At 72.3% G+C, this 20,937-nt stretch carries 19 protein-coding genes and 1 tRNA gene; 15 read left to right on the plus strand and 5 right to left on the minus strand.

Going from position 1 to position 20,937, the window contains the following annotated elements; translation table 11 throughout:
- Positions 1-62: 62 nt before the first annotated feature.
- Together ACIQD7_RS33060 and ACIQD7_RS33065 are read right to left on the minus strand one after the other, a co-directional pair.
- The gene (locus ACIQD7_RS33060) at positions 63-1,523 is read right to left on the minus strand and encodes a basic amino acid/polyamine antiporter (RefSeq protein WP_402446799.1); all 1,461 of its coding nucleotides are present in this window, start codon (positions 1,521-1,523) and stop codon (positions 63-65) included.
- A gap of 798 nt (positions 1,524-2,321) precedes the next feature.
- Positions 2,322-2,397 (minus strand) — tRNA-Arg (locus ACIQD7_RS33065).
- Positions 2,398-2,647: 250 nt separating this feature from the next.
- Here ACIQD7_RS33065 and ACIQD7_RS33070 point away from each other — a divergent pair.
- A complete protein-coding gene (locus ACIQD7_RS33070) occupies positions 2,648-3,646 on the plus strand; it encodes an NAD-dependent epimerase/dehydratase family protein (RefSeq protein ID WP_402446802.1) in 999 nt (332 codons plus the stop codon).
- A gap of 52 nt (positions 3,647-3,698) precedes the next feature.
- On the opposite strand, the gene ACIQD7_RS33075 is transcribed toward ACIQD7_RS33070, so the two are convergent.
- Complete coding sequence (locus tag ACIQD7_RS33075) at positions 3,699-4,871, minus strand: IS701 family transposase (protein WP_402446804.1); 1,173 nt, start codon at positions 4,869-4,871, stop codon at positions 3,699-3,701.
- Positions 4,872-5,047: 176 nt separating this feature from the next.
- On the opposite strand from ACIQD7_RS33075, the gene ACIQD7_RS33080 reads away from it, so the two are divergent.
- The gene (locus tag ACIQD7_RS33080; RefSeq protein WP_402446807.1) at positions 5,048-5,743 is read left to right on the plus strand and encodes a TetR family transcriptional regulator; all 696 of its coding nucleotides are present in this window, start codon (positions 5,048-5,050) and stop codon (positions 5,741-5,743) included.
- 301 nt (positions 5,744-6,044) lie between these two features.
- Here the strand turns inward: ACIQD7_RS33080 and ACIQD7_RS33085 are convergent, their stop codons facing one another.
- Complete coding sequence (locus tag ACIQD7_RS33085; RefSeq protein ID WP_402446810.1) at positions 6,045-6,671, minus strand: ScbR family autoregulator-binding transcription factor; 627 nt, start codon at positions 6,669-6,671, stop codon at positions 6,045-6,047.
- A gap of 112 nt (positions 6,672-6,783) precedes the next feature.
- On the opposite strand from ACIQD7_RS33085, the gene ACIQD7_RS33090 reads away from it, so the two are divergent.
- The 5 genes from ACIQD7_RS33090 to ACIQD7_RS33110 all read left to right on the plus strand — a co-directional run bounded on the left by ACIQD7_RS33090 (position 6,784) and on the right by ACIQD7_RS33110 (position 11,975).
- A complete protein-coding gene (locus ACIQD7_RS33090) occupies positions 6,784-7,728 on the plus strand; it encodes a ScbA/BarX family gamma-butyrolactone biosynthesis protein (RefSeq protein ID WP_402446813.1) in 945 nt (314 codons plus the stop codon).
- Between the two features lie 154 nt (positions 7,729-7,882).
- Positions 7,883-8,491, plus strand: a complete 609-nt coding sequence (locus tag ACIQD7_RS33095) for a sigma-70 family RNA polymerase sigma factor (RefSeq protein WP_402446816.1) — start codon at positions 7,883-7,885, stop codon at positions 8,489-8,491.
- 60 nt (positions 8,492-8,551) lie between these two features.
- Positions 8,552-9,772, plus strand: a complete 1,221-nt coding sequence (locus tag ACIQD7_RS33100) for an MFS transporter (RefSeq protein WP_402446819.1) — start codon at positions 8,552-8,554, stop codon at positions 9,770-9,772.
- A 248-nt stretch (positions 9,773-10,020) separates the two neighbouring features.
- Positions 10,021-11,241 (plus strand): IS701 family transposase, encoded by a 1,221-nt coding sequence (locus tag ACIQD7_RS33105; protein WP_402446822.1) that lies wholly within the window; start codon positions 10,021-10,023, stop codon positions 11,239-11,241.
- A gap of 50 nt (positions 11,242-11,291) precedes the next feature.
- Positions 11,292-11,975: a response regulator transcription factor gene (locus ACIQD7_RS33110; protein ID WP_402446824.1), complete on the plus strand. Its 684-nt coding sequence runs from the start codon at positions 11,292-11,294 to the stop codon at positions 11,973-11,975.
- Between the two features lie 160 nt (positions 11,976-12,135).
- On the opposite strand, the gene ACIQD7_RS33115 is transcribed toward ACIQD7_RS33110, so the two are convergent.
- Positions 12,136-12,891 (minus strand): arylmalonate decarboxylase, encoded by a 756-nt coding sequence (locus tag ACIQD7_RS33115; protein WP_402446827.1) that lies wholly within the window; start codon positions 12,889-12,891, stop codon positions 12,136-12,138.
- A 282-nt stretch (positions 12,892-13,173) separates the two neighbouring features.
- On the opposite strand from ACIQD7_RS33115, the gene ACIQD7_RS33120 reads away from it, so the two are divergent.
- The 8 genes from ACIQD7_RS33120 (at position 13,174) to ACIQD7_RS33155 (ending at position 20,911) form a co-directional block, all read left to right on the plus strand.
- Positions 13,174-14,328 (plus strand): isopropylmalate synthase, encoded by a 1,155-nt coding sequence (locus ACIQD7_RS33120; protein ID WP_402446830.1) that lies wholly within the window; start codon positions 13,174-13,176, stop codon positions 14,326-14,328.
- A gap of 47 nt (positions 14,329-14,375) precedes the next feature.
- Entirely contained in the window at positions 14,376-14,564 is a 189-nt protein-coding gene (locus ACIQD7_RS33125; RefSeq protein ID WP_030693508.1) for a hypothetical protein, read from the plus strand.
- A gap of 29 nt (positions 14,565-14,593) precedes the next feature.
- The gene (locus ACIQD7_RS33130) at positions 14,594-15,445 is read left to right on the plus strand and encodes a RimK family alpha-L-glutamate ligase (protein ID WP_402446833.1); all 852 of its coding nucleotides are present in this window, start codon (positions 14,594-14,596) and stop codon (positions 15,443-15,445) included.
- The gene (argC, locus tag ACIQD7_RS33135) at positions 15,442-16,500 is read left to right on the plus strand and encodes an N-acetyl-gamma-glutamyl-phosphate reductase (protein WP_402446836.1); all 1,059 of its coding nucleotides are present in this window, start codon (positions 15,442-15,444) and stop codon (positions 16,498-16,500) included. The genes ACIQD7_RS33130 and argC overlap by 4 nt, the downstream gene beginning before the upstream one ends.
- The gene (locus tag ACIQD7_RS33140; RefSeq protein WP_402446839.1) at positions 16,497-17,309 is read left to right on the plus strand and encodes an acetylglutamate kinase; all 813 of its coding nucleotides are present in this window, start codon (positions 16,497-16,499) and stop codon (positions 17,307-17,309) included. Before argC ends, ACIQD7_RS33140 begins: the two co-directional genes overlap by 4 nt.
- Before the next feature lie 28 nt (positions 17,310-17,337).
- The gene (locus tag ACIQD7_RS33145; protein ID WP_402446840.1) at positions 17,338-17,901 is read left to right on the plus strand and encodes a type 1 glutamine amidotransferase; all 564 of its coding nucleotides are present in this window, start codon (positions 17,338-17,340) and stop codon (positions 17,899-17,901) included.
- 143 nt (positions 17,902-18,044) lie between these two features.
- The gene (locus tag ACIQD7_RS33150; protein ID WP_402446843.1) at positions 18,045-19,181 is read left to right on the plus strand and encodes a Glu/Leu/Phe/Val dehydrogenase dimerization domain-containing protein; all 1,137 of its coding nucleotides are present in this window, start codon (positions 18,045-18,047) and stop codon (positions 19,179-19,181) included.
- Entirely contained in the window at positions 19,178-20,911 is a 1,734-nt protein-coding gene (locus ACIQD7_RS33155; RefSeq protein ID WP_402446844.1) for an AMP-binding protein, read from the plus strand. Before ACIQD7_RS33150 ends, ACIQD7_RS33155 begins: the two co-directional genes overlap by 4 nt.
- Positions 20,912-20,937 lie beyond the last annotated feature (26 nt).

A 20,937-nucleotide genomic window follows, 5' to 3' on the forward strand; every position in this document is an offset into this window, starting at 1 on the left:
CTTTCCGGGGGAGCGGGGGTCTGCGACGGGGCCTTCGGCGGGTTCTCCGAAGGGCCGGGGGATCAGAGCTCGATCCACCCGAGGGCGAGGGCGACGACGCCGAGGACCGCCCCGGCGACGGAGACGGCGCAGATGAGGGCCTCGGCGGGGGAGAACGGGCGCCGGCCCTGCTCGCGCCGGGCCTTGACGAACAGGAAGGTGGCGGGGGCGTAGACGATGAAGGAGACGAGGACGAACTTGAGCCCGGCCGCGTAGAGGAGGAAGGCGGTGTAGAGGGTGGCGACGGCGGCGACGACGAGTTCGCGCCGGGTGCCGCGCCCGGCCGTGCCCTCCGTCCCGGGGCGCAGCGCGATCTTCAGGGCGAAGGCGGCGGCCAGCAGGAAGGGGATGAGGGTCAGGGCGCTGGTCAGGTCGAGGGCGAAGTTGAACGCGTTGTCGGAGAAGGCGGTGACGACCAGGAAGACCTGGCTGAGCGCCGTCGTCATCAGCAGGGCCGGGACGGGCACGTCGTCGCCGCTGGAGCGCCCGAGGAAGCGGGGCATGTCCTTGTCCTTGGCGGCGACGAACAGCACCTCGGCGGCCATCAGGGTCCAGGCGAGGTAGGCGCCGAGGACGGAGACGATCAGGCCGACGCTGACGAAGACCTGCCCCCAGGTGCCGACGGCGGCTTCCAGGACGCCCGCCATGGAGGGCTGCCGGAGCCCGGCGATCTCGCCCATGGGCATGATCCCGTACGACACGATGGTGACCGAGGCGAAGACGGCGAAGACGCTGAGGAAGCCCAGGACGGTGGCGCGCCCGACGTCCTCCCGGCGCTCGGCGTGCCGCGAGTACACGCTCGCGCCCTCGACGCCGAGGAAGACGAAGACGGTGGCGAGCATGGTGCCGCGCACCTGGTCGAACAGCGAGCCGGCGTAGTCGGCGCCGCCGAAGTTGTCGGCGAAGACGGACGGCTCGAAGTAGAAGAGCGCCAGGACGACGAAGAAGAGGATCGGGACGATCTTCGCGACGGTGACGATCCGGTTGATGGCGGCGGCCTCCTTGACCCCGCGCCGGACGAGCAGGAAGAAGCACCAGAGCCCGGCCGAGGACAGGACGACGGCGAGGGCGGTGTCGCCGTCGCCGAGCGCCGGGGCGACGGCGCCGACCGTCGACATGATGAGGACCCAGTAGGTCACGTTCCCGACGCAGGCGCTGGCCCAGTAGCCGAAGGCCGAGAAGAAGCCGAGGTACTCGCCGAAGCCGGCCTTGGCGTACGCGTAGACGCCGGCGTCCAGGTCGGGGCGCCGGACCGCGAGCGTCTGGAAGACGAAGGCGAGCATCAACATGCCGACACCGGCGACCGCCCAGGCGATCAGGGCCCCGGCGACCCCGGTCTCCTGCGCGAACCGCCGGGGCAGGGAGAAGACACCGGCCCCGACCATGGAGCCGACCACCATCGCGGTGAGCGTCAGCAGGGTGAGCTTCGCCGCCGGAGGGCTCCCGCCGGCGGAGGCCTCGACACCGGTGTCCGCATGGCTCATGGCATACCTCTCCGAAGGACCGGCTCCGCCGGGAACGGCGGGGATCGCCCCGTGCCCGGCGCGCGCCACGGCCGCGCGCTACAAGGGAACTTAATCCGGATGTAATGGATTGTCCCGGTATATACGCCCGAGTCGAGCGTGGCCGGGCACGCGGAAGACCCCCGTCCACGAAGGACGGGGGGTCTTCCCCGATCAGGTCCGCGCAGGCGAAAGGGCCGGGCCTCCGCGCGCGCCGGCGCTACTTGTCGGCGGGGGCGTCGTTGACCGCGAACATCCCGTCCCCGGCGCACGGATGGGGATTCCCGGGCCTGCACGCCGCCGGACACCGTCTTGAACATCGGGCCGCCGCTGTCGCCCTGACCGCCCATGATCTGACCGGCCGGGGCCGCGACCTGGATGACGCCGATCCGCACCCCGTTTCCGTTCGCGTAGACGTCGGAGTCGTCGTAGACGGTGCCGCAGTGCTCGCAGTGGCTCGCGCTGAGGGGTTTCCCGTGGACCCGGCCGGCACGGCGAAACCGGTGGAACACAGGCCTTCGGTGTCGGTGGTGCGGATGCCGCCCTTCCGGGGTGGGGCGTCGTCGCGCCGGGAGAACAGGGCGTCGCCGGTGATCCTCTCGATGCCGAGTTTCGGCGCGACGTCCGGGATGCGGGCCGCTTCGACGAGCTGTACGAGGGAGAGGTCGGCCCGCCGCCGAGTCCGCTCGCACGGTGCCCGCGCAAACGGCCCCGGACAGGTCGTCCGAGGCCGAGCGAGCTCCCTTCCCGGGGAGGGCCCCCGGGGCAGGGTCGTGCGTTTGGTGCCCCCGGCAGGATTCGAACCTGCGACACCCGCTTTAGGAGAGCGGTGCTCTATCCCCTGAGCTACGAAGGCGGGGCCTTGCGTGCGACCTGGCTGAATGCTCCGTGTGAGGAGACAGTCGTGCCGCGACAAGGAAGGCGACCGCCACGGCGGGCGGTCCCAGACAGGGTAGCGGATCGCGGGTTGAGTGTGGGGGTCGAGGCGTCGGTCCTCGTGGGTGGTCGGTGGAGGTGTGGGTGCGGTGTCCCCGGGGGTGTCGGCTCGTGGGGGTGTTCTATAAAATAAGGGCGTTCGTTTTTTTCTAGGGAGGTCGGTGCGCCCCATGGTGGAACCCCAGCAGGAACGGACGGCGAGGACGCGAGGGACGCGGCGCGTCGCGCTGACGGGCGCCACGGGCTTCATCGGGTCGGCGGTGCTGGGCGCGCTGGCGCGGGGGCGGGACGAGTTGCCGGGTCGGGAGCGGTTCGTCATCCGGGTGCTGGGCCGGCGGCTGCCGGACGAGGCCGCCGCACTCGTCGACGAGTGGGTTCCGGTGGACCTCTCGGAGCCCCGTACGGTGGACGGAGCCTGTGGGGGAGTGGACGTGCTGCTGCACCTGGCCGCCGCGCTCGGCCCCGACGAGGAGCGGTGCGCCCGGATCAACGTCGGGGGCACCGCCGCCCTGGCCGGTGAGGCGGGGCGCGCGGGTGTCCGGCGGATGGTGCATCTGTCCACCTCCGCCGTCTACGGGCCCGGCCCCCACCGGGGGATCGCGGTGAACGAGGTGGCCCCCGCCCCCACCTCGGCGGCCAGCCGGACCCGCCTCGCCGCCGAGGAGCACGCGCTGGCGGCCGGCGCGGTGGTGCTCCGGCCCGGCCTGGTGACGGGCGCCGGCGACCGGTGGGTGGTGCCCGCGCTCACCCGGCTCCTCGACGTGGCACCGGGGCTGTGGGACGGGGGGCGGGGGCTGCTCTCGATGGTCGACGTGGATGATCTGGCGCGTCTCTTCGTTCGCCTGGCGTCCTCTTCCCGGCCCGTCGGCGGGACCGTCTGGCACGCGAGCCATCCCCTGCCCGTCCGCACCGGTGATCTCCTGGCCTCCCTGGCGGCCTCCGGGGTGCTCCCCGCGGTGGAGGAGGAGTTGGCCTGGGAGGAGTGCCTGCGTCTGTTGCGCGCCTCGCGGAGCCCTTTGAACGAGCGCCAGTTCGCGCTCCTCGCACGGGACCACTGGTACGACAGCGCCGAGATCTGGCGCCTCGCGGCCTGCCCGCCGGGTCTCGGGCCGCTCGCCCGGCTGGACGCGGCCGCCGAGTGGTATCGGAGTGCCTGCTCGGTCGGGTGAGGGGGTACGGGCGTGGTGGTGCCGTTTTCGGGTGGGCGGCATCGCGCCCCCGTCACGCTTCGGCGGTCGCGCAGGACCTGAGGTGGTGGAGGTGGCGGAGGGCGTAGGCGGCGGAGACCAGGGTCATGTGGTGGTGCCAGCCGGGGTACGAGCGGCCCTCGAAGTCGAGGAGGCCCAGGTCGTCCTCCAGACGGCGGGTGGTGCGGCGGGTGAGGACGGGTAAGCGGGTGAGGGCGAGGAGGTCCTCGGTGCGGGCGTGGGTCATGTTGGTGAGCCACAGCCGGGACGGCGCCCCGCTCTCCTCGGTGCGGGCCGCGAAGAGGAGGTAGGCGCGGTGCGGGGTGCCCACCGAAGGGCGGTCGACGGGGTGGACGAGGGCCGTCGTGGCCGCGGCGCGGTGCTCGCGGCCGGCGGGCTGGGCCGCCCCCGCGGCGCGGCGCGGGGGCGGGACGGGGCCGAGCATCCCGCGGGCCGTGTGCACCGGACCGTACTCCTCGCCGCGCGGGCGGGGCGGGTGGCCGGGGTACCGCGCGGCCCTGACCCGCAGTCCGTCGGGGACGGCCAGCGCGAAGTCCCGGCCCCGGGCCGCGAGCCCCCGCGCGAGGGCGCCCGCCCGGGGGGTCGCCCCCAGGTCGGCGACGACCGGGACGGGGACGGCGCGGCTCGCGGCGGTCAGGGCGTCGACGAGTTCGAGGGCGTGCTGCTCGGGCGGCCGGAAGCCCACCTCGTCGGGTATCCGGGCGCGCCGGCGGCGGTGCGGGTCCTTGCCCCAGGTGCCGGGCAGCTGGAGGCGCCAGTCGACGGGGACCGCGTCGGCCGCCGTGGCGAGGAAGGCGCCCACGCCCACCTGGCAGGTGACGGCCCGTCCGGCGGCGGTGACGAAGCGGTGGTGCACCCCGCAGGAGTGCTCGCCGCGCTTCGGCAGCACCGCCAGGTCGACGACCCAGGCCCGCGGGGCGAGCCGCCGCTCGGTCCAGCGGAGCAGTTCCCCGCGCACCGGGGTCCAGTCCCAGGGACTGACGTTGACGAACTGGTGCAGGGCCTGGGCCGCCGTCGGCGAGGCCGAGACGCTGGCGGCCAGCCGGCGGACGGACTTCTTGCCGGAGGTGGCCAGCAGGGCCCGCAGGTATCTCCACGCCCAAGCGCGCTGGTCGGCACGTGCCAGCGGTTCGAAGACCTGCTCGGTGAAGCGGGAGACGGCGTCGTCGGACGGGGGGGTGACCATGGTGAAAGAATAGCGAACGTTCTCTTTCCTGAGAGCGTCGCACCCCTCTCGGAGACGACGGGACCGTCTCCGAGAGGGGTGCGGAAGAATTGTCTCGCATCTTGACCAACTCGACGTTGTCCACCCTTGGGAGGCACGCCCAGGATGCTCTTTTCAGGTGCTCGTTCGGAGACAGCATGGTGAAACAGGAGAGGGCCGTACGCACCCGTGCGGGACTCGTTCGGTCGGCCGCGGTGGAGTTCGACCGCGAGGGATACGCCGGTACGTCGCTGTCCCGGATCAGCAAGGCCGCGGGCGTGTCCATCGGGGCGGTCACCTTCCACTTCGCCTCCAAGGCCGATCTGGCCGAGGCGGTGTGGGAGGAGGGGCGCGCGCTCACGCGGACCGTGCTGAAGCGGGTCACCGCGGAGCGGACCTCGGCGCTGAGCGCGGTGGTCGACTTCACCGTCGAGCTCGCGCGGCTGATGGAGCACGAGGTCCTGGTGCGGGCGAGTGCCCGGCTGGCCCGGGAGCTCCCGGAGAGCGCCTCCTGGACGGGCATCTGGCTGCCGACGGTCCGGAACCTGCTCGACGAGGCTCACCGGGCGGGCCAGCTCCGCGACGGCGCACCGCCGGAGGACGTGACGACCCTGGTGGAGTACCTGGCCGGCGGGGCGGAGACCTCGCTGCGCGGGCGGCAGGGCGCGAAGGGCCGGCCGGGCGGGCCCGCCGATCAGCTGGACCGGGTCTGGCGGCTGGCTCTCGGGGGAGTCCTGGCGGCGGGCGGCGCCGGCGGGACGCGCACCGCCCCGGACGCCCGGCGGTCCGGGGAGGACGGAAGAGCCCCGGCGGGCCGGGTGGACCGGGGCGCCGCAGAGGACTCGGTGGACTGAGGAGCCGCGGAGGGCCGGGCGTGCCCGGGTGCCGTGGAGGACCGGGCGGGCCGGGGCGCCGTGAAGAGCCGTGTCGACCGGGGCGCTGTGAAGGACCGAGCGAACCGGGCGGGCCGAATGGACCGGGGCGCCGTGGAGGGCCGGGCGGATTGGGCGGACCGGACTCCGTGCGCCACCGTACGCACCGAGCGGACCGGAGCGCCCCGGAGGGCGCGGGCCGGCGGTCGGCGGAGGGCTGGGGTGCCGTCTCCGCCGCTGTGGCCGCGACGGTTCGTCGTCGCGGCGGTCCTCGGGGCCGGCGTCAGACGGGAAGGCCGCTTCTGCCCGGGCGGATGCGGAGCTGTCCGATGGCCTCGGGGGTCGCGACGGCCGGCAGCATGAACTGCCACAGCAGGGAGACGCGCTGTGGAAGGTCCCTCCGCTCGCTCGCGATGTTCGAGTAGAGCTGGGTCCCGGTGTAGGCGCCCACGAGGGTCGTGGCGAAGTCGGACTCGTCGACGTCCGGCAGGAGTTCACCCAGCTCGCGTGCCGTGCGCAGGTGCTTCAGGAAGTGGTCCACCCACTCCTGGTAGGCCGTGTCGCTCCGGACGCCGAACTCGCCCTGCTCGACCGCGAGCCGCACGCTCGCCCGGAACAGCACGTTCCGCTGGAGCTCGCGGGCCAGGTAGAAGGTGAGGTCGATCAGCGCCTGGAGACCCGAGGAGCGCTTGGGGGGCTCCACGAAGTCCTGCTGACTCGCCATGACGGCCATGGCGAGGCCCCGCTTCGACTTGAAGTGGAAGTACATGCCGCCCTGGGTCACCCCGGCCCGGCCCATGATCTTGCTGATGCTGGCTCCGCTGAAGCCGCACTCGTCGAACACCTCGGCAGCCGCGTGGAGGATGGTGTCCCGCGTCTTCACCGCCCGTTCCTGCTTCGGCTCATCCATGAAGGCCCTTGAATCCCCTCGACAAAAAAAACGAACGCCCTTATTTTACAGGCAAGCCCGTGCGATCGATAGATCCACTCGGGCTCCACATACGCACGCCAGGGGGAGAGGCATGCTTATCCAGGAACGTTCTGAGGTTTTACGCACTCCGCTCACCACCACGGTCCCCCGTGAGTACGTCCACCGGGCGGCCCTGTCCGAGGTCTTCCTGACAGGCTGGCACAGGAACGGCCCCGACTCCTTCACCGTCAGCGCGCAGTGGCCGCGCAGCCACTGCTTCTACGTATCCGAACACGGGATGTACGACCCCCTGATGCTGTGCGAGACGGCCCGGCAGACCTTTCCGCTGCTCGCCCACGCCGCGTACGGCATGCCCTTCGGGTACCAGCTCAGCTGGCGGGACCTGCGGTACGAGGTCGACCCGTCGGGCCTGCGGATCAAGGGCACGCCGGCCGAGGTCGAGCTGCGCGTCTCGTGCTCCGACATCCGGTACCGCCGGAACCTGCCCGCCTCGATCAGGATGCGCATCGAACTCGTCCGCGACGGCGTGCCGTTCGCCGTGGTCGAGACCGAGTTCGGCTGTCATTCCCCCGAGGTGTACAGCAGGCTGCGGGCGGGCCGCGGCGACGCGGCCGGAATGTTCCTCGGCGCACCCGCGCCGACGTCGCCCCTCCCGCCGGGTCTGGTCGGCCGCGGCCGGGACCAGGACGTGGTGCTCTCCCCCTCCGGAGAGCTCGGCCGCTGGCGGCTGCGGGTGGACACCACGCACCCGGTCCTCTTCGACCACCCCGTCGACCACGTTCCGGGCATGGTCCTGCTGGAGTCCGTACGGCAGGCGTCCCACGCCCTGAACCCGTCCCGGGGGCCGGCGCTGCCGCTCTCCATGGAGGTGCGCTTCAACCGGTACGTGGAGTTCGACTCGCCTTGCTGGATCGAGGCCGAGGCGCTCCCGGGGGAGTCCGCCCCCGGTCGCCACCGGCTGCGGGTGGACGCCCTCCAGGGGGAGGGATCCACCTTCTCGGCCGTCGCCGAGATGGCGGACGCCTCCGCCTTCTAGTACGCCCGGCCCCGGCCCGCCGCGCCCCCACCGCGGCGGGCCGGACCCGTGTCCGGGGGCCGGTTTCACACCTCCTTACGGAAGTTGCCAAGGTCGTCGCGGAACTTCACGCCCCAAAAGAAAACCGAACGTTTTCTATGTAATGCTCCCGGCCATGACGGACACGACCCCCGCCCCCGCCCTCGAGACGGACGAGCAGCGGACGGCCCGCTTCGTGCGGGACGCCGTCGGCTACCGTCCGCAGCTGTACGCCCAGGCCATGCGGCTCACCGGGAACCCCGCGGACGCGGAGGACCTGGTGCAGGAGGCGTACGCGCGGGCGTACCGCGGCTTCCAGCAGTTCCGGCCCGGCACCAATCTGCGGGCCTGGCTCTACCGGATCCTCACCAACGTCCACCTGACGGCCTGCCGCAAGCGGCGGGTGGAGCAGACGTACGCGGCCAGCTCGGACATCGAGGACCGGCAGCTCGCCCGCGCGGCCTCGCACACGGCCGAGGGGCTGCCCTCGGTCGAGGCGCAGGTCATGGCCCGGGTGCCGGACCCGGTGATCAGCGAGGCGCTGCGGTCGATCCCCTGCGACTTCCGGACCGTCGTCTACCTCGCCGACGTCGAGGGCCTGCCGTACGAGGAGATCGCCTCGCTCGTCGGCGTCCCCTGCGGCACCGTCAACTCCCGTCTGCACCGCGGTCGCAGGCGGCTGCGGTCGCTCCTGGACGGACAGTTCGGCTACCGGGCGGACGCCGGGTCCGCCGCCGGGGCCTGAAGCCCACCCCCACCCCACGACACCCGGGCCCGGACGGGCCGAGATGCGAGCTGATGCCCCATGACCACACACGCGCCCGCCGACGTACGGACGGAGGAGGCCGAGCCGCAACGGCTGCCGCTGCTCGCCCTGCTCGCCCTCGCGACGGCGGTCTTCATCACCAGCCTCACCGAGACCCTGCCGGCCGGCCTGCTGCCCGCGATGAGCGGCGACCTCGGGGTCAGCGAGTCCGCGGCCGGACAGACGGTCACCGTCTACGCGATCGGCACCGCGCTGACCGCGATCCCGCTGACCGCGGCCACCGCCGCCTGGCGGCGCAAACGGCTGCTGCTCACCGCGATGACCGGCTTCGCCGTCGCCAACACGGTGACCGCGGTCTCCACCTCGTACCTGCTGACCATGGGCGCCCGCTTCGTCGCCGGTGTCGCCGCGGGCCTCGCCTGGGCCCTGCTCGCCGGCTACGCCCGCCGGATGGCGCCGCCGCACCTCCAGGGCAAGGCCATCGCGATCGCCATGGCCGGCATCCCGCTCGCCCTCTCGCTCGGCGTCCCGGCCGGCACCTTCCTCGGCAAGGCCGTCAGCTGGCAGGTGGCCTTCCTGACCATGACCGTCCTCACGGTGATCCTGCTCGGCTGGATCGCCCTGGCCGTGCCGGACTACCCGGGGCAGCGGCGGGAGGGCAAGGGGGACCCGATGCTGAGCGCGCTGAAGGTGCCCGGCGTGACGCCCGTTCTCTTCGTGACGCTCGTCCTCGTGCTCGCGCACACCATCCTCTACACCTTCATCGCGATCTTCCTCGACGAGCTCGGCCTGGGCGACTCGACCGACCTGGTGCTGCTCGTCTTCGGCGCCGCGTCCCTGCTGAGCATCTGGGCGGTCGGCGCCGGGATCAACCGCCGCCTGCGGGTGCTGACGATCGCGAGCGTGCTGCTCATGGCGCTGGCGGCCGCCGCGCTCGCCGTCCTCTCGGGCAACACCGTCGTCATCTACGCGGCGGTGACGCTGTGGGGCCTCGGCTGGGGCGGCGTGCCGACCCTGCTCCAGACGGCGGCGGCCGACGCGGGCGGCGAAGAGGCCGCCGACGCGGCGCAGGCGATGCTCGTGACCCTGTGGAACGTGGCCATGGCCGGCGGCGGTCTGGTCGGCGGGCTGCTGCTCGACCGCTTCGGCTCCGGGGCCTTCCCGTGGAGCGTCCTGATCCTGATCGTGCCGGTCCTGGTCGTGGTGGTCGGCGCGCGGGCGCACGGCTTCCCCGCCAGGCGGGCGGGCACGGGCGCGTAGCCGGGGGCCGGCCGTGCCGGGGCGGGCGTCCAGGGGGGCGCGGTGGCCGCCTCCGCGCGGCCGCTCGGGCCGTTCGCGCCCGGTCGGCGCGGGGGGCCGGCCGTGGCGCCGATCACGCGCTGTGGCCGAAAACCGGCGTCACTCTGTTCGACTTGGCTAAGTCGAACAGAAGGAGGGTTCTCCCCTCTCGCGAAAAATAGAGGGTGTTCGTTATTCTTTCTGTGGTGCCTGATGGGGGGGAGCACAGCATGGCGGAGTACAGCACGGCGGAGTACAGCACGGCCCGGGCGGCGGATCCGGGCCACGACGCGCGGGTCTTCCGCTTCGCGGAATCGGTCTTCGCCCACCTGCCCAGGGCGGACCAGCGCCGCTGGGCCCAGCTCTACCTGCAGGGGCTGCTGACCACACCGGGCCGGAAGTCCATCCGCCGGCTCGCCGCCGCGGTCTCCGCCGTCCCGGCCACCACCTCCCAGTCGCTGCACCAGTTCATCAGCGCCAGCCCCTGGGACTGGGGTCCCGCCCGGCAGGAGCTGATCCGGCTGACGGGCGAACACTTCCCGTTACGGGCGCTGACCATCGGCACCGTCGTCCTGCCCAAGCGGGGTGAGCACACCTGCGGGGTGCACCGCCGCTTCGTCCCCGCCGCCGGGCGGACCATCAGCTGCCAGGTCGGACTCGGAGCCTTCGTCTCCACCGGCGACGAGGACCTGCCGGTGGAGTGGCGGCTGCTGCTGCCCGAGCAGTGGAACGAGGACGCGAAGCTGCGCGAGCGCGCCCGGATCCCCGACTCGGCCCGGCACCGCCCGGTGTGGGAGCTCGTCCTCGACCTGGTGGACTCGGTCTCGGACGCCCTGCCCCGCCGGCTGCCGGCCCACGTGCCGGTGGTGGCCGACCTGAGTGAGCACCTCGACGCCGGGCGGCTCCTCGCGGGCCTCGACCGGCGCGGCCACGACTTCGTGGTGGCGGTGCCCGCCGCCCTGCCGGTGCTCCCCGCCGACCCGCGCGTCTCCCGGGCCGTTCCCGGCGCCGCCGACGCGCCGCTCGGCCAGGTCGGCGCCCGGCAGTTCCTCCAGCGCCACCACGTCCTGCCGCCGCGCGCGGTGACCCTGGCCGCGCCGGGCGGGCGGGGCCGGCAGGTGCGGGTGGTCTCCGAGCTGGTGCGGCTGCCCGGCTCCGGCCGGACATACCGGATCTTCACCGAGTGGCGCCCGGTGGACTCGCGCGTTCCCCGGGTGTGGATCACCAGCCTGACCGGGCGGCGGGTGGAGCAGCTGACGACCCTCGCCCAGGCGCATCCCGGGACCTGCCTGACGGTGTCCACGCTCGAACGGGACTACGGGCTCCTCGACTTCGAAGGCCGCTCCTTTCCCGGCTGGCACCACCACATGACCCTGGTCTCCGCCGCCCACGTCTACGACCGGCTCCTGCACGCGGGTGCGCTCGACGAAAGGCTGCCGCAAAGCGCCTGACATTTCCCGGACCGATATTTTTCAACCAGACCGAAGGAGTTGACAGCCAGATGGTGAATGCACTCGTGGTGGAGGATTTGGAAACGATCGAGTCCACCGTCCAGAACCTGCGGCGCCAGGGATATCAGGCGAGGGGAGTGGGAACCGGGTCGGACGCGCTGAGACATCTGCCACAGGCCGATATAGTGCTTCTCGATCTCGAACTGCCCGATATGGACGGCCTGGAAGTGTGCCGGGCGATAAGGGCCGCCGGCGACACGCCGGTCATCGCCTTCAGCCGCCAGGACGCGGAATTGGACCGGGTGCTCGCGCTCCAGGCCGGGGCGGACGACTGCGTGGTGAAGACCTGCGGTTCCCGTGAGGTCATGGCGCGGATGGGGGCGGTGCTCCGCCGGGTGAATCCGCAGACCGCCGACGCCCCGCAGTCGATCTCGCTGCGGCCGCTGCACATCGACGGGCGGTCGCGGGAGGTGCGCCTCGACGGCCGGCCGGTGGACATGACGTCGAAGGAATTCGAACTCCTGTACGTGTTGGCGTCCACCCCCGAGCGGGTCGTGTCCCGGAAGGAGCTGATGGCGAAGGTATGGGAGAGCGACCGCGCGGCGTCCAGCCGCACCATCGACACCCATGTCAGCAGCCTCCGGGCCAAGCTCGGCTCCAGCAAGTGGATCGTCACGGTGCGCGGTGTCGGGTACAAGATCGGCACGGCCCAGCGGCACCCCGTCGGGGTCTGAGCGGGTCCGGCTCCGGTGCCGCCGGCGAGGGCGCGGACGGTCCCGGCGACCGGCCGCGCCCCTCTCGTGCGCCGATGCCCGCGCCGGATCGGGCACCCGCGCCGGACCCTGCCACCGCGCCGGATCGGGCACCCGCGCCGGACCCGGCCACCGTGCCGGATCAGGCGGCCACCGCGGCCGCGTGCCGCTCCAGCCGGGCGAGCAGCGGGTGGCCGTCGGCCGGGTCCCCGCCGGCGCCGGCCGTGCGCAGGGCCCACCAGGCGGAGGCCAGGTTCGAGGTGAGCAGCACCCGGTCGCCGTCGCGGCCCAGCTCCTCCAGGGCGGCGAGCGTGCCCATGCCGGTGCCGGTGAAGAGGAGCGCGGTGCCGTCGGCGAGCCGGGCCCCGCGGACCCGCTCCAGTATCGCCGCGGTCGTCACCTCGTACGGGTCGAAGTGGCCCTCCCGGGCCGGGACGAGGAGCGCCTCGTCCACCGTGAGCCCGGCCGCGCGCCAGAAGCCGGCGGAGGTCTCCGTCAGCCACGGCTCGTACGGCGAGACCAGGGTCAGCCGCTCCACGCCGAGCCACGCGCAGGCGGTCAGTATGGCCTGGGTCGAGGAGTGCACCGGGTGGCCGGCCCGGTCGCCGAGCTCCTCGCAGAAGGCCCGGTCGCCCTCGGGCCCGAGCAGGTAGTGGGAGGCGCTGCAGGCGACGACGGCGGCGTCCAGGCCCATGGCGCCGAAGCCCGCCAGGGTGTCGGGCAGTGCCTCGTTCCACGCCTCCAGCATCTGAAGAAGCCCCTTGCCGGGCGTCACCGGGAAGCGGCTCGCGTACACGTTCATGCGCGCGCCGACCAGCCGGTTGAACTCCGGCTCCGCCGTGGGGTTCTCCGGCGGGACGACGACGCCGAGCCGCGGGGTCGCGAGAAGGTCCATCATGAGGTTCCCGTCTCCTGGAGTGATTTCCTGGTTTTCCGGTTCCTTGCCCCGATGCAATCCCCGGGGCCCGGGAAACCTTCCCGTGCGGCTCCGGCGGGGCGTCAATTGACTCTTTTTGCAGCCCGCTTCACATCCGGTTCGTATTCCTTGACGGGCCTCACGTCCCCTGACAAAAGTCGAGGAAGCCTGACACGGATCTCCTTGACCCCCCTTCCGTCATTGGCTGATTCTTGATGTCAGCACCAGCCGCATTCCAACGGCTTCGACCAAGGAGTAAAGGCAATGGCGGAATCACAGAACGGTGGCAGTGTCCCGGAGGTGCTGCCCCACATATCCGACGCGACCCTGCGGGACTCGGCTCATATGGCCGGTGTCGAATTCCGTCCGCACGACGCCTCGGTCATCGCGGACCTGCTGGTCAAGACCGGCGTGTCCCTCGTCGAGGTCGGGATGGTCTCCGGACCCTCCTCCAAGGACGCCGACCTGATCCTCGCCACGCACGAGACCGTGGGCCCCGAGCGCAGCCTCACCCTTGTCGTGGTGCGCGACCGGCGACAGGCGGAGGAGGCGCTCGACGAGGCGCTGCGCCTGGGGGTGCGGAACGTGATGTTCTCCATCCCCACCTCGGAGGAGCACGCCGCGCTCAAGCTCGCCTCGCCGAGCAGCAAGTACCTGACCACCGTGGCGCGCGCCGCGATCGAGGGGGCCAAGGAGCGCGGCTTCCACGTCACCTTCAGCGGCGAGGACGGCGCACGCACCCCCAGGGAGCGGCTGGTCCCGTACGTGACCGCGGGCTTCGAGGCCGGGGCCGACCGGTTCCGGCTCGCGGAGACCGTCGCGTACCTCTCGCCGTGGCAGATGGAGGAGAAGATCGCGGACCTGACCGCGATCGACGGAGCCGAGATCGAGATCCACTCGCACAACATGCTCGGCATGGCGGTGGCCAACTCGCTGGCCGCAGTCCGGGCCGGCGCCCGGTGGATCTCGACCACCGTCGGCGGCATCGGCGAGCGCGGCGGCAACGCCCCACTGGCCGAGCTGCTCACCTCGCTGCGGGTCATCCACGGCGACACCCGCTTCGACCTGACCCATCTCACCGAGCTGTCCGAGGCGGCTCTCAGGGGCGCCGGGCTCGGCGAGGCCTTCCAGTCCGGCCCCACCACACCGCACGCCTTCGCCTACGAGCTGCCCGGCCAGCTCACCCACCCCGAGGCGTACGAGACGCTGCCCGCCGAACTCGTCGGCAACACCCGCGAGCTGCGCGTCCGCACCCGTCTCACCACGCCCCTCGTCGACTGGGCGCTGGACGAAGAGGCCGCCGGCCTCGACACCGCCGCCTTCACCGCGTGGCTGACCGGACGCCAGGAGGCCTCCGGCGCCCCGCTCCTGGACCGCGACGACATCCGCAAGGCCGCCGTCGACTTCCGGTCGCTCTGACCCGCGACACCGCACACCCACCCCGCACCACCGAAACGGAGACATCCATGTCCACCCCGCTCCTCAGCGCCGTCTGCCCCGAGTGCGAGACCGACCTCTCCACCCCGCCGATGGTCCAGGGCGAGACCCTCGTCTGCCCCGAGTGCATGCTCACGCTGCGCGTCGAGAACGTCGAGGACGACGGCACCCTCTCCCTCGCCATGATCGAAGTGACGCTGCGCGACTGGGGCCAGTGAGCCGCACCGCCCGGATAAGGAGTCCCTCAATGAGCGGCAGCAACATCGCCATCGTCGCGGACCGGATCGGCTGGGAGGAACGCCGGCTGATCGAGACCGCACCGGCCTTCGGGCACCGCATCGAGTGGGTCAACGACGAGTCCCTGGCGCTGGGCGCCGAGGACTCCCCGCTCAGCGGCTACGACGTCGTCCTCATCCGCAGCCGGAGCTACACGCGGGGCGGCCTCCTGGCCGTCCAGGCGGAGGCGTCCGGGATCAGGACCCTCAACACGGCCCACGCGATCCAGGCCTGCGAGAACAAGCTCGCCCTGCGCACCCTGCTGCGCGGGGCCGGCGTCCCCGTCGCGGACCACCGACTCGTCCTCTCCCGCAAGGACTTCGAGAAGACGCTGAAGGAGCTTCCGCTGCCCCTGGTGCTGAAGCCCGTCTTCGGCGGCATGGGCAAGCGGGTCACGCTCATCCGCGACGCGGACACCGCCCAGTCCGTCTACGACTACATCGAGGACCTCGGCCACGGCTTCGAACAGGCCAGCCTGGTCGAGCCGTTCCTCGACGGCGGCAGCTCCGTACGGTGCTTCGTCGTCGGCCGCGAGCTGATCGCCGCCGCCGAGTTCACCAGCGCCGGCGAGGACTGGCGCAGCAACGCGGCCCTCGGCAACCGCCACCAGGCCATGGACCACGACCCCGAGGTCCAGAAGATCGTCGACGGCGTGGTGAACGAGCTCGGCGAGGGCATCTACGGCATCGACCTCTTCAAAACGGCCGGCGGCTACGTCGTCAACGAAGTCAACCACGCCCCGGCGTTCCGGGCGATCACCTCGGCGACCGGTGTGGACATCCCCTCCGCCGTCAGCCGCTACGTGCAGGAGACCCTCGCATGATCCGTGTCGGAATCGTCGGCGCCTCCGGGCTCGCCGGCGGTGAACTGATCCGCCTGGTCATCCAGCATCCCGAGCTGGAACTGACCTTCCTCGGCGGCTCGTCCAACGTGGGCCGGCGCCCCTCGGAGCTCCACCCGGGCCTCCGCCTGGACCTGGGCCTGAGCGTCGAGTCCACCGCGGACACGGACCTGTCGGACCGCTGCGACGTCGTCTTCCTGGCCACGCCCGCTCCGGTGTCGGCCGCGCTGGCCGCCCGGCTGGCCGACCAGGTGCCCTGTGTGATCGACCTCAGCGGCGCCTTCCGGATCCGCACCCCGGAGCTGCACGAGCGCTGGTACCCGAAGGTCGAGCGGGCGGCCGAACTGGCCGACCGGTTCGTCTATGGCGTCCCGGAGCTCGTCGGCGACCAGCTCGCCGGAGCCTCGCTGATCTCGCTGCCCGGCTGCTACGCGACCGCCATCACCCTCGGCCTCGCCCCGCTGACGCTCGGGCTCGGCCTGGACCTCAAGACGGTCGTGATCGACGGCAAGAGCGGCTCCAGCGGCGGCGGCCTGTCGCTGCGCACCGCGGACCTCCACCCGCTGCGCAACGGCGCCATCGCCCCGTACGCCCCGACCGGGCACCGGCACGCGGCGGAGGTGCGCGACTTCTTCGAGCGGGCCAAGCCCGGCACGATCGCCTCCCTGTCGATGTCGGCGTACGGCGTCTCGCACGTGCGCGGACTGCTCGCCAGCACGTACGTCCTCACCGACGACGAGGTCGACGCCCGCCAGTTGCAGCGCGCCTACCTCCGGTTCTACAAGGACAAGCAGTTCGTCCGGGTCCGCCGCAACACCGAGACCCTGATCCCGGTGCCCGACCCGCAGGCGGTGCTCGGCTCCAACTACTGCGACGTCACCGTCATGCACGACCCCGAGGGCGGTCGGATCGTGGTCCTGTCGGCCCTCGACAACATGGTCAAGGGCGCGGCCGGGCAGGGCATCCAGGCGCTGAACCTGCGGTTCGGCCTCGCCGAGGAGACGGGGCTGACGGCGCAGCCGGTGATGCCGGCATGACCGAAGCTCCGGTCCGCGGGACCTCGTACACCCCCACCGTCGTCAAGCTCGGCGGAAGCTGCCTGGGCGACATGTCCGAAGGCTGGTGGGACGACCTGGCCGAGCACGGCCGGAACAACCCGCTGGTCCTCGTGCACGGCTGGTCCAAGCCGCTGCGCGAGCTCAACCCCCGCTACGCGGAGCCGTCCGCGATCCTCCGGGACCGCTACGGCAACCAGAGCCGCTGGACCACCCCCGAGGTGATCGCCGACATCAAGGCGGTCAGCGAGGTCGTCGGCAGGACCGTCACCGAGCGGCTCACCCGGCGCGGCATCACCGTCGAGCGGGTCATCGGCAGCGACGGCCTGGTCCGGGCCGGCGCGGGCGAGCGCTGGTGGTGGCAGGGCAAGCAGCTCGTCGAGCTGGAGAACCTGGTCGGCCCGATCACCGAGGTGACCCCGGCCCGGCTGACGAACCTCCGGCCCGGCCACTGCTACCTCGTCACCCCGCTCGCCCGCAACGCGGCCGGGCAGGAGGTCAACACCGACGCCGACCGGGCCGCGGCCGCCATCGCCGGCGCCTCGGCCGCCGTGTCGCTGGCCCTCGTCACCGACGTGGAGCACCTCCTGATCGACGGCGAGCCGGTCCGCCGGATCAGCGCCGAGGCCGCCGCCGACTTCCGCGACCGCGGGGCCACCGGCGGCATGCGGAAGAAGCTGCGGGCCGCCGGCGAGGCCCTGGACCACGGCGTCCGGCGGGTCGTCATCGGCAGCGCGCCCGTGAGCCGGCTGCTCGCCGAATCCACCGGAACCGTCATCACGGGTTCGTGACCCCCCACCATCGAGAGGAGCAGAACTCGTGGCGACTTCCCGGGTTCTCGTAGTCAACAACGGAACGCTCTCCCTGCCGCAGCTGCGCAAGCGCTTCGAGGACCTGGGTTCCGAGACCACCGTGGTGGACGTCGCCTCGGTTCCCGTCCGCCTGGATCCCAAGTACCAGGCGATCGTCCTGAGCGGCACCAAGGTCCGCGCCTTCGACGGCGACTACTACAAGACGCTGATCGACCTGGTGATGAACACCGAGGTGCCGGTCTTCGGGATCTGCGGCGGCATGCAGATCATCGCGGTCGCCAACGGCGGGGAACTCAAGGAGGGCCCCCAGCGCGTCGGCGGCTACGAGGTGCAGGTCGACAAGGACGAGCCGATCTTCTCCTACGTCAAGCCGACCGTGACGGTCTTCCACCGCCACACCCTGTACCTCCAGGCGGCCCCGGCCGGCTTCCGCGCCATCGGGCGCTCCGAGCACGCCCCCGTCGAGTTCCTCCGGTCCGACGACGGACGCGTCTTCGGCGCACAGGCCCACCTGGAGTTCCGCAGCGACGGGACGGACATCCTGCGGGGCTTCGCCGAGACGTACCAGTGACCGGCCCGACCGACTGACCACCGCTCCCGAGACCCGTGCCGCGGGGCCGTCCGACAACCCCCCGCCTCCGGCCCCGCGGCACGTCCCCGACATCGCTCCGGTCCGGACAGCAGCCCATCGAATCGATTATGAGGTCCTTGGACATGACTTCCCAGAACGGCAATCCCATCCCGGACGACCCCCAGGATCCGGCCTTCGTCGTCTCGCTGAACGGCAGCGGCGGCTCCCTCAGGGGCTGGGTCGTCGTCGACTCGCTCCACGACGGCCTGGCCATGGGGGGCACCCGGATGACCCCCGGTGTCACCGAGGAGGAGGTGGCCGGCCTCGCCCGGGACATGACGCACAAGTTCACCCTCGCCGGCCTGCCCATCGGCGGCGCCAAGGCCGGCATCGTCTCCGACGGAAGCGACCGCGAGCAGACCTTCCGCACCTTCGGCCGCACCGTCAAGCCGCTGCTGCACGGCGGCATCCACCTCGGCATCGACATGGGCGTCACGCCCGCCGACCGCGCCGTCTTCTTCGAGGAGGCCGGGTACGACCCGCGCTACCGGCTCGGCGCCCCGGACATGCCGATCGACTGGCGCACCTACTACGAGCCGCTGATCGACTGCACCGGGCACGGCGTCGGCGTCGGCGCCGTCACCGCCCTGGAGGCCAGCGGCCACCAGGGGCGGGCCCGGGTCGTGATCCAGGGATTCGGCGCCGTGGGCCGCGCGGTCGCGCACTTCCTGGAGGACCGCGGGCACACCGTCGTCGGCGTGGCCGACGTCCAGGGCACGATCAGCGCGGACCGGCTGCCGGTGGCCGACCTCGTCGCGATCACCGACGAGTTCGGCAGGATCGACCGCTCGCGGCTGCCCGCGGACGTCACCGTGTCCGACGAGCCGGACGCCTGGCTGGACGTGGAGGCCGACCTGCTGATCCTCGCGGCGCAGAAGCACGCGATCAACGCCGAGAACGCGCACCGGGTGCGGGCCGGCCTGGTCGTCGAGGGCGGCAACCTCAGCTCCAGCGCCGAGGCGAAGGAGAAGGTGCGGGCCTCGGGCACCGTCCTCGTGCCCGGTGTCATCGCCAACATCGGCGGAGCGGCCTCGGCCGCCCTGGCCGTCACCCGCGTCGTCCCCTTCGACCTGGCGGCGGACGCCCGCAAGGCGTGGGTCTTCGACTGGGTCGGCGACTGCGTGCGCCGCAACACCCGGGACCTCCTGGAGATCGCCGCGGCGCACGCGGGCGACCCCCTGCCGACCCTCCTCGCCGCCCGCCGGAAGGACCGCTCGTGACCACCGAGGTCAAGGAAGCGCCGGCCGGACCGGCGCCGCGGATCGTGGACGGAATCGTCCTCACCCGCGAGACGACGCCCGTCGTCGAGATCACCAGCCCCATGCCCGACGGCCGCGAGGCCCGCCGGGCCCTCTACTACCAGCGCGGCTGGTGGCGCGAGGAGACCTTCCTCGACGACCTGCGCCACCAGGCCCTGACCCGCCCGCACAAGCTGGCCGTGGCCGCCCGCCGCATCAAGGAGGCCCGCACCGACACCCTCGACTACCTCGAACTGAGGCAGCTCACGGACCGGTTCGCCGCCGGCCTGGTCGAACTGGGCGTGGAGCCGGGAGACTTCGTCGCCGTCCAGCTCCCCAACCGGTGGGAGATGGTGCCGATGCTCTACGCGTGCCTGCGCGTCGGCGCCGTCATCTGCCCGATCGATCCGACCGCGCCCGAGCAGCCGCTGCGCCACCGGCTCGACCTCACCCGGGCCCGCGTGCTCGTGACCATGTCGGACTGGGAGGGCAACCCGACCGGTGGGACGGCGGACCGGCTGCGGCGGGAAGTCCCCACCCTGGAACACGTGGTGATCGTCGACGGTGCCGCCCCCGAGGGGTGCGTCGACTTCCAGCACCACTTCGTCGACACCGTCTGGGAGGACGTGCACGACGACCTCTCCGGGCGCGAGCGCGGCCCCGACGAACCGTTCGTGGTGCTCTTCACCTCCGGCACCACCGGCGAGTCCAAGGGCGTGCTGCACAGCCAGAACACGGTCCACTCGGCCATCCGCGGCTACGTCGACACCTTCCTCCTCGACGAGCACCTGGTCGCCGCCGTGACCACCCCGCTGGTCCACTACTCCGGCTTCGGCCAGGGCATCCTCGCCAGCGTCATGCTCGGCGGCACGATCGCCTTCCAGGACCGCCGGAAGAACGACGCGCTGCTCGACCTCGTGCAGAAGTACGGGGCGACCCTGCTGTACGGCCCGCCGCCGACGCTCACCGACATCGCCCAGTCGCAGCGGGTCGAGCCGCGCGACGTGCACACCCTGCGGCACGTCGTCACCGGCTCTGCGCAGGTCCTCCAGCCCCTGGTGGACGACCTGCGCGAGACGCTCGGCGCCCGCACGTACTCGCTGTGGGGGATGTCCGAGAACGGCCCGGTCACCATCACCAAACTGGACTACAACCAGGACTGGGCGGCGCACAGCAACGGCCGGCCGATCGACGCGATGGAGATCCGGATCGACAAGTGCATCAACCCGACCGAGCGGGCCCCCGTCGGCCGGCTCCGGGTGCGCGGCGCGTCCCAGGCGCTCGGCTACTACAAGCGGGACGCCGAGTACGACGCGCTGATCCTGGACGACGGCTGGTTCGACACCGGCGACGTGGCCCGCGACGACGGCCGGGGCGGCATCCGCATCCTGTGCCGGGCGAGCGACGCCATCAAGCGCGACGGCATGGTCGTGCCGCTGGCCGAGATCGAGTCGACGGTCAACCGGCACCCGAAGGTCGCCGAGACCACCCTCGTCGGCCCCACGGGCCGGGTCGAGGACCCGATCCTCGCGGTCGTCGTCCCCTCCGGCGACGAGCACCCGACGCTGGAGGAGCTGCGCGCCTACCTCCGGGCGACGGACCTCGACGAGCGGTTCCTGCCGGACCGCCTGGAGGTCGTCGCCGCCCTGCCCAAGACCCTCACCGGCAAGGTTCGGAAGAAGGTCCTCCGCGAACTGTACGGCGAGGCGTGAGCACCGTGCCCGAAGCCAACCAGGTC

The organism is Streptomyces sp. NPDC093071 (assembly GCF_044754545.1).
GTDB lineage: Bacteria > Actinomycetota > Actinomycetes > Streptomycetales > Streptomycetaceae > Streptomyces.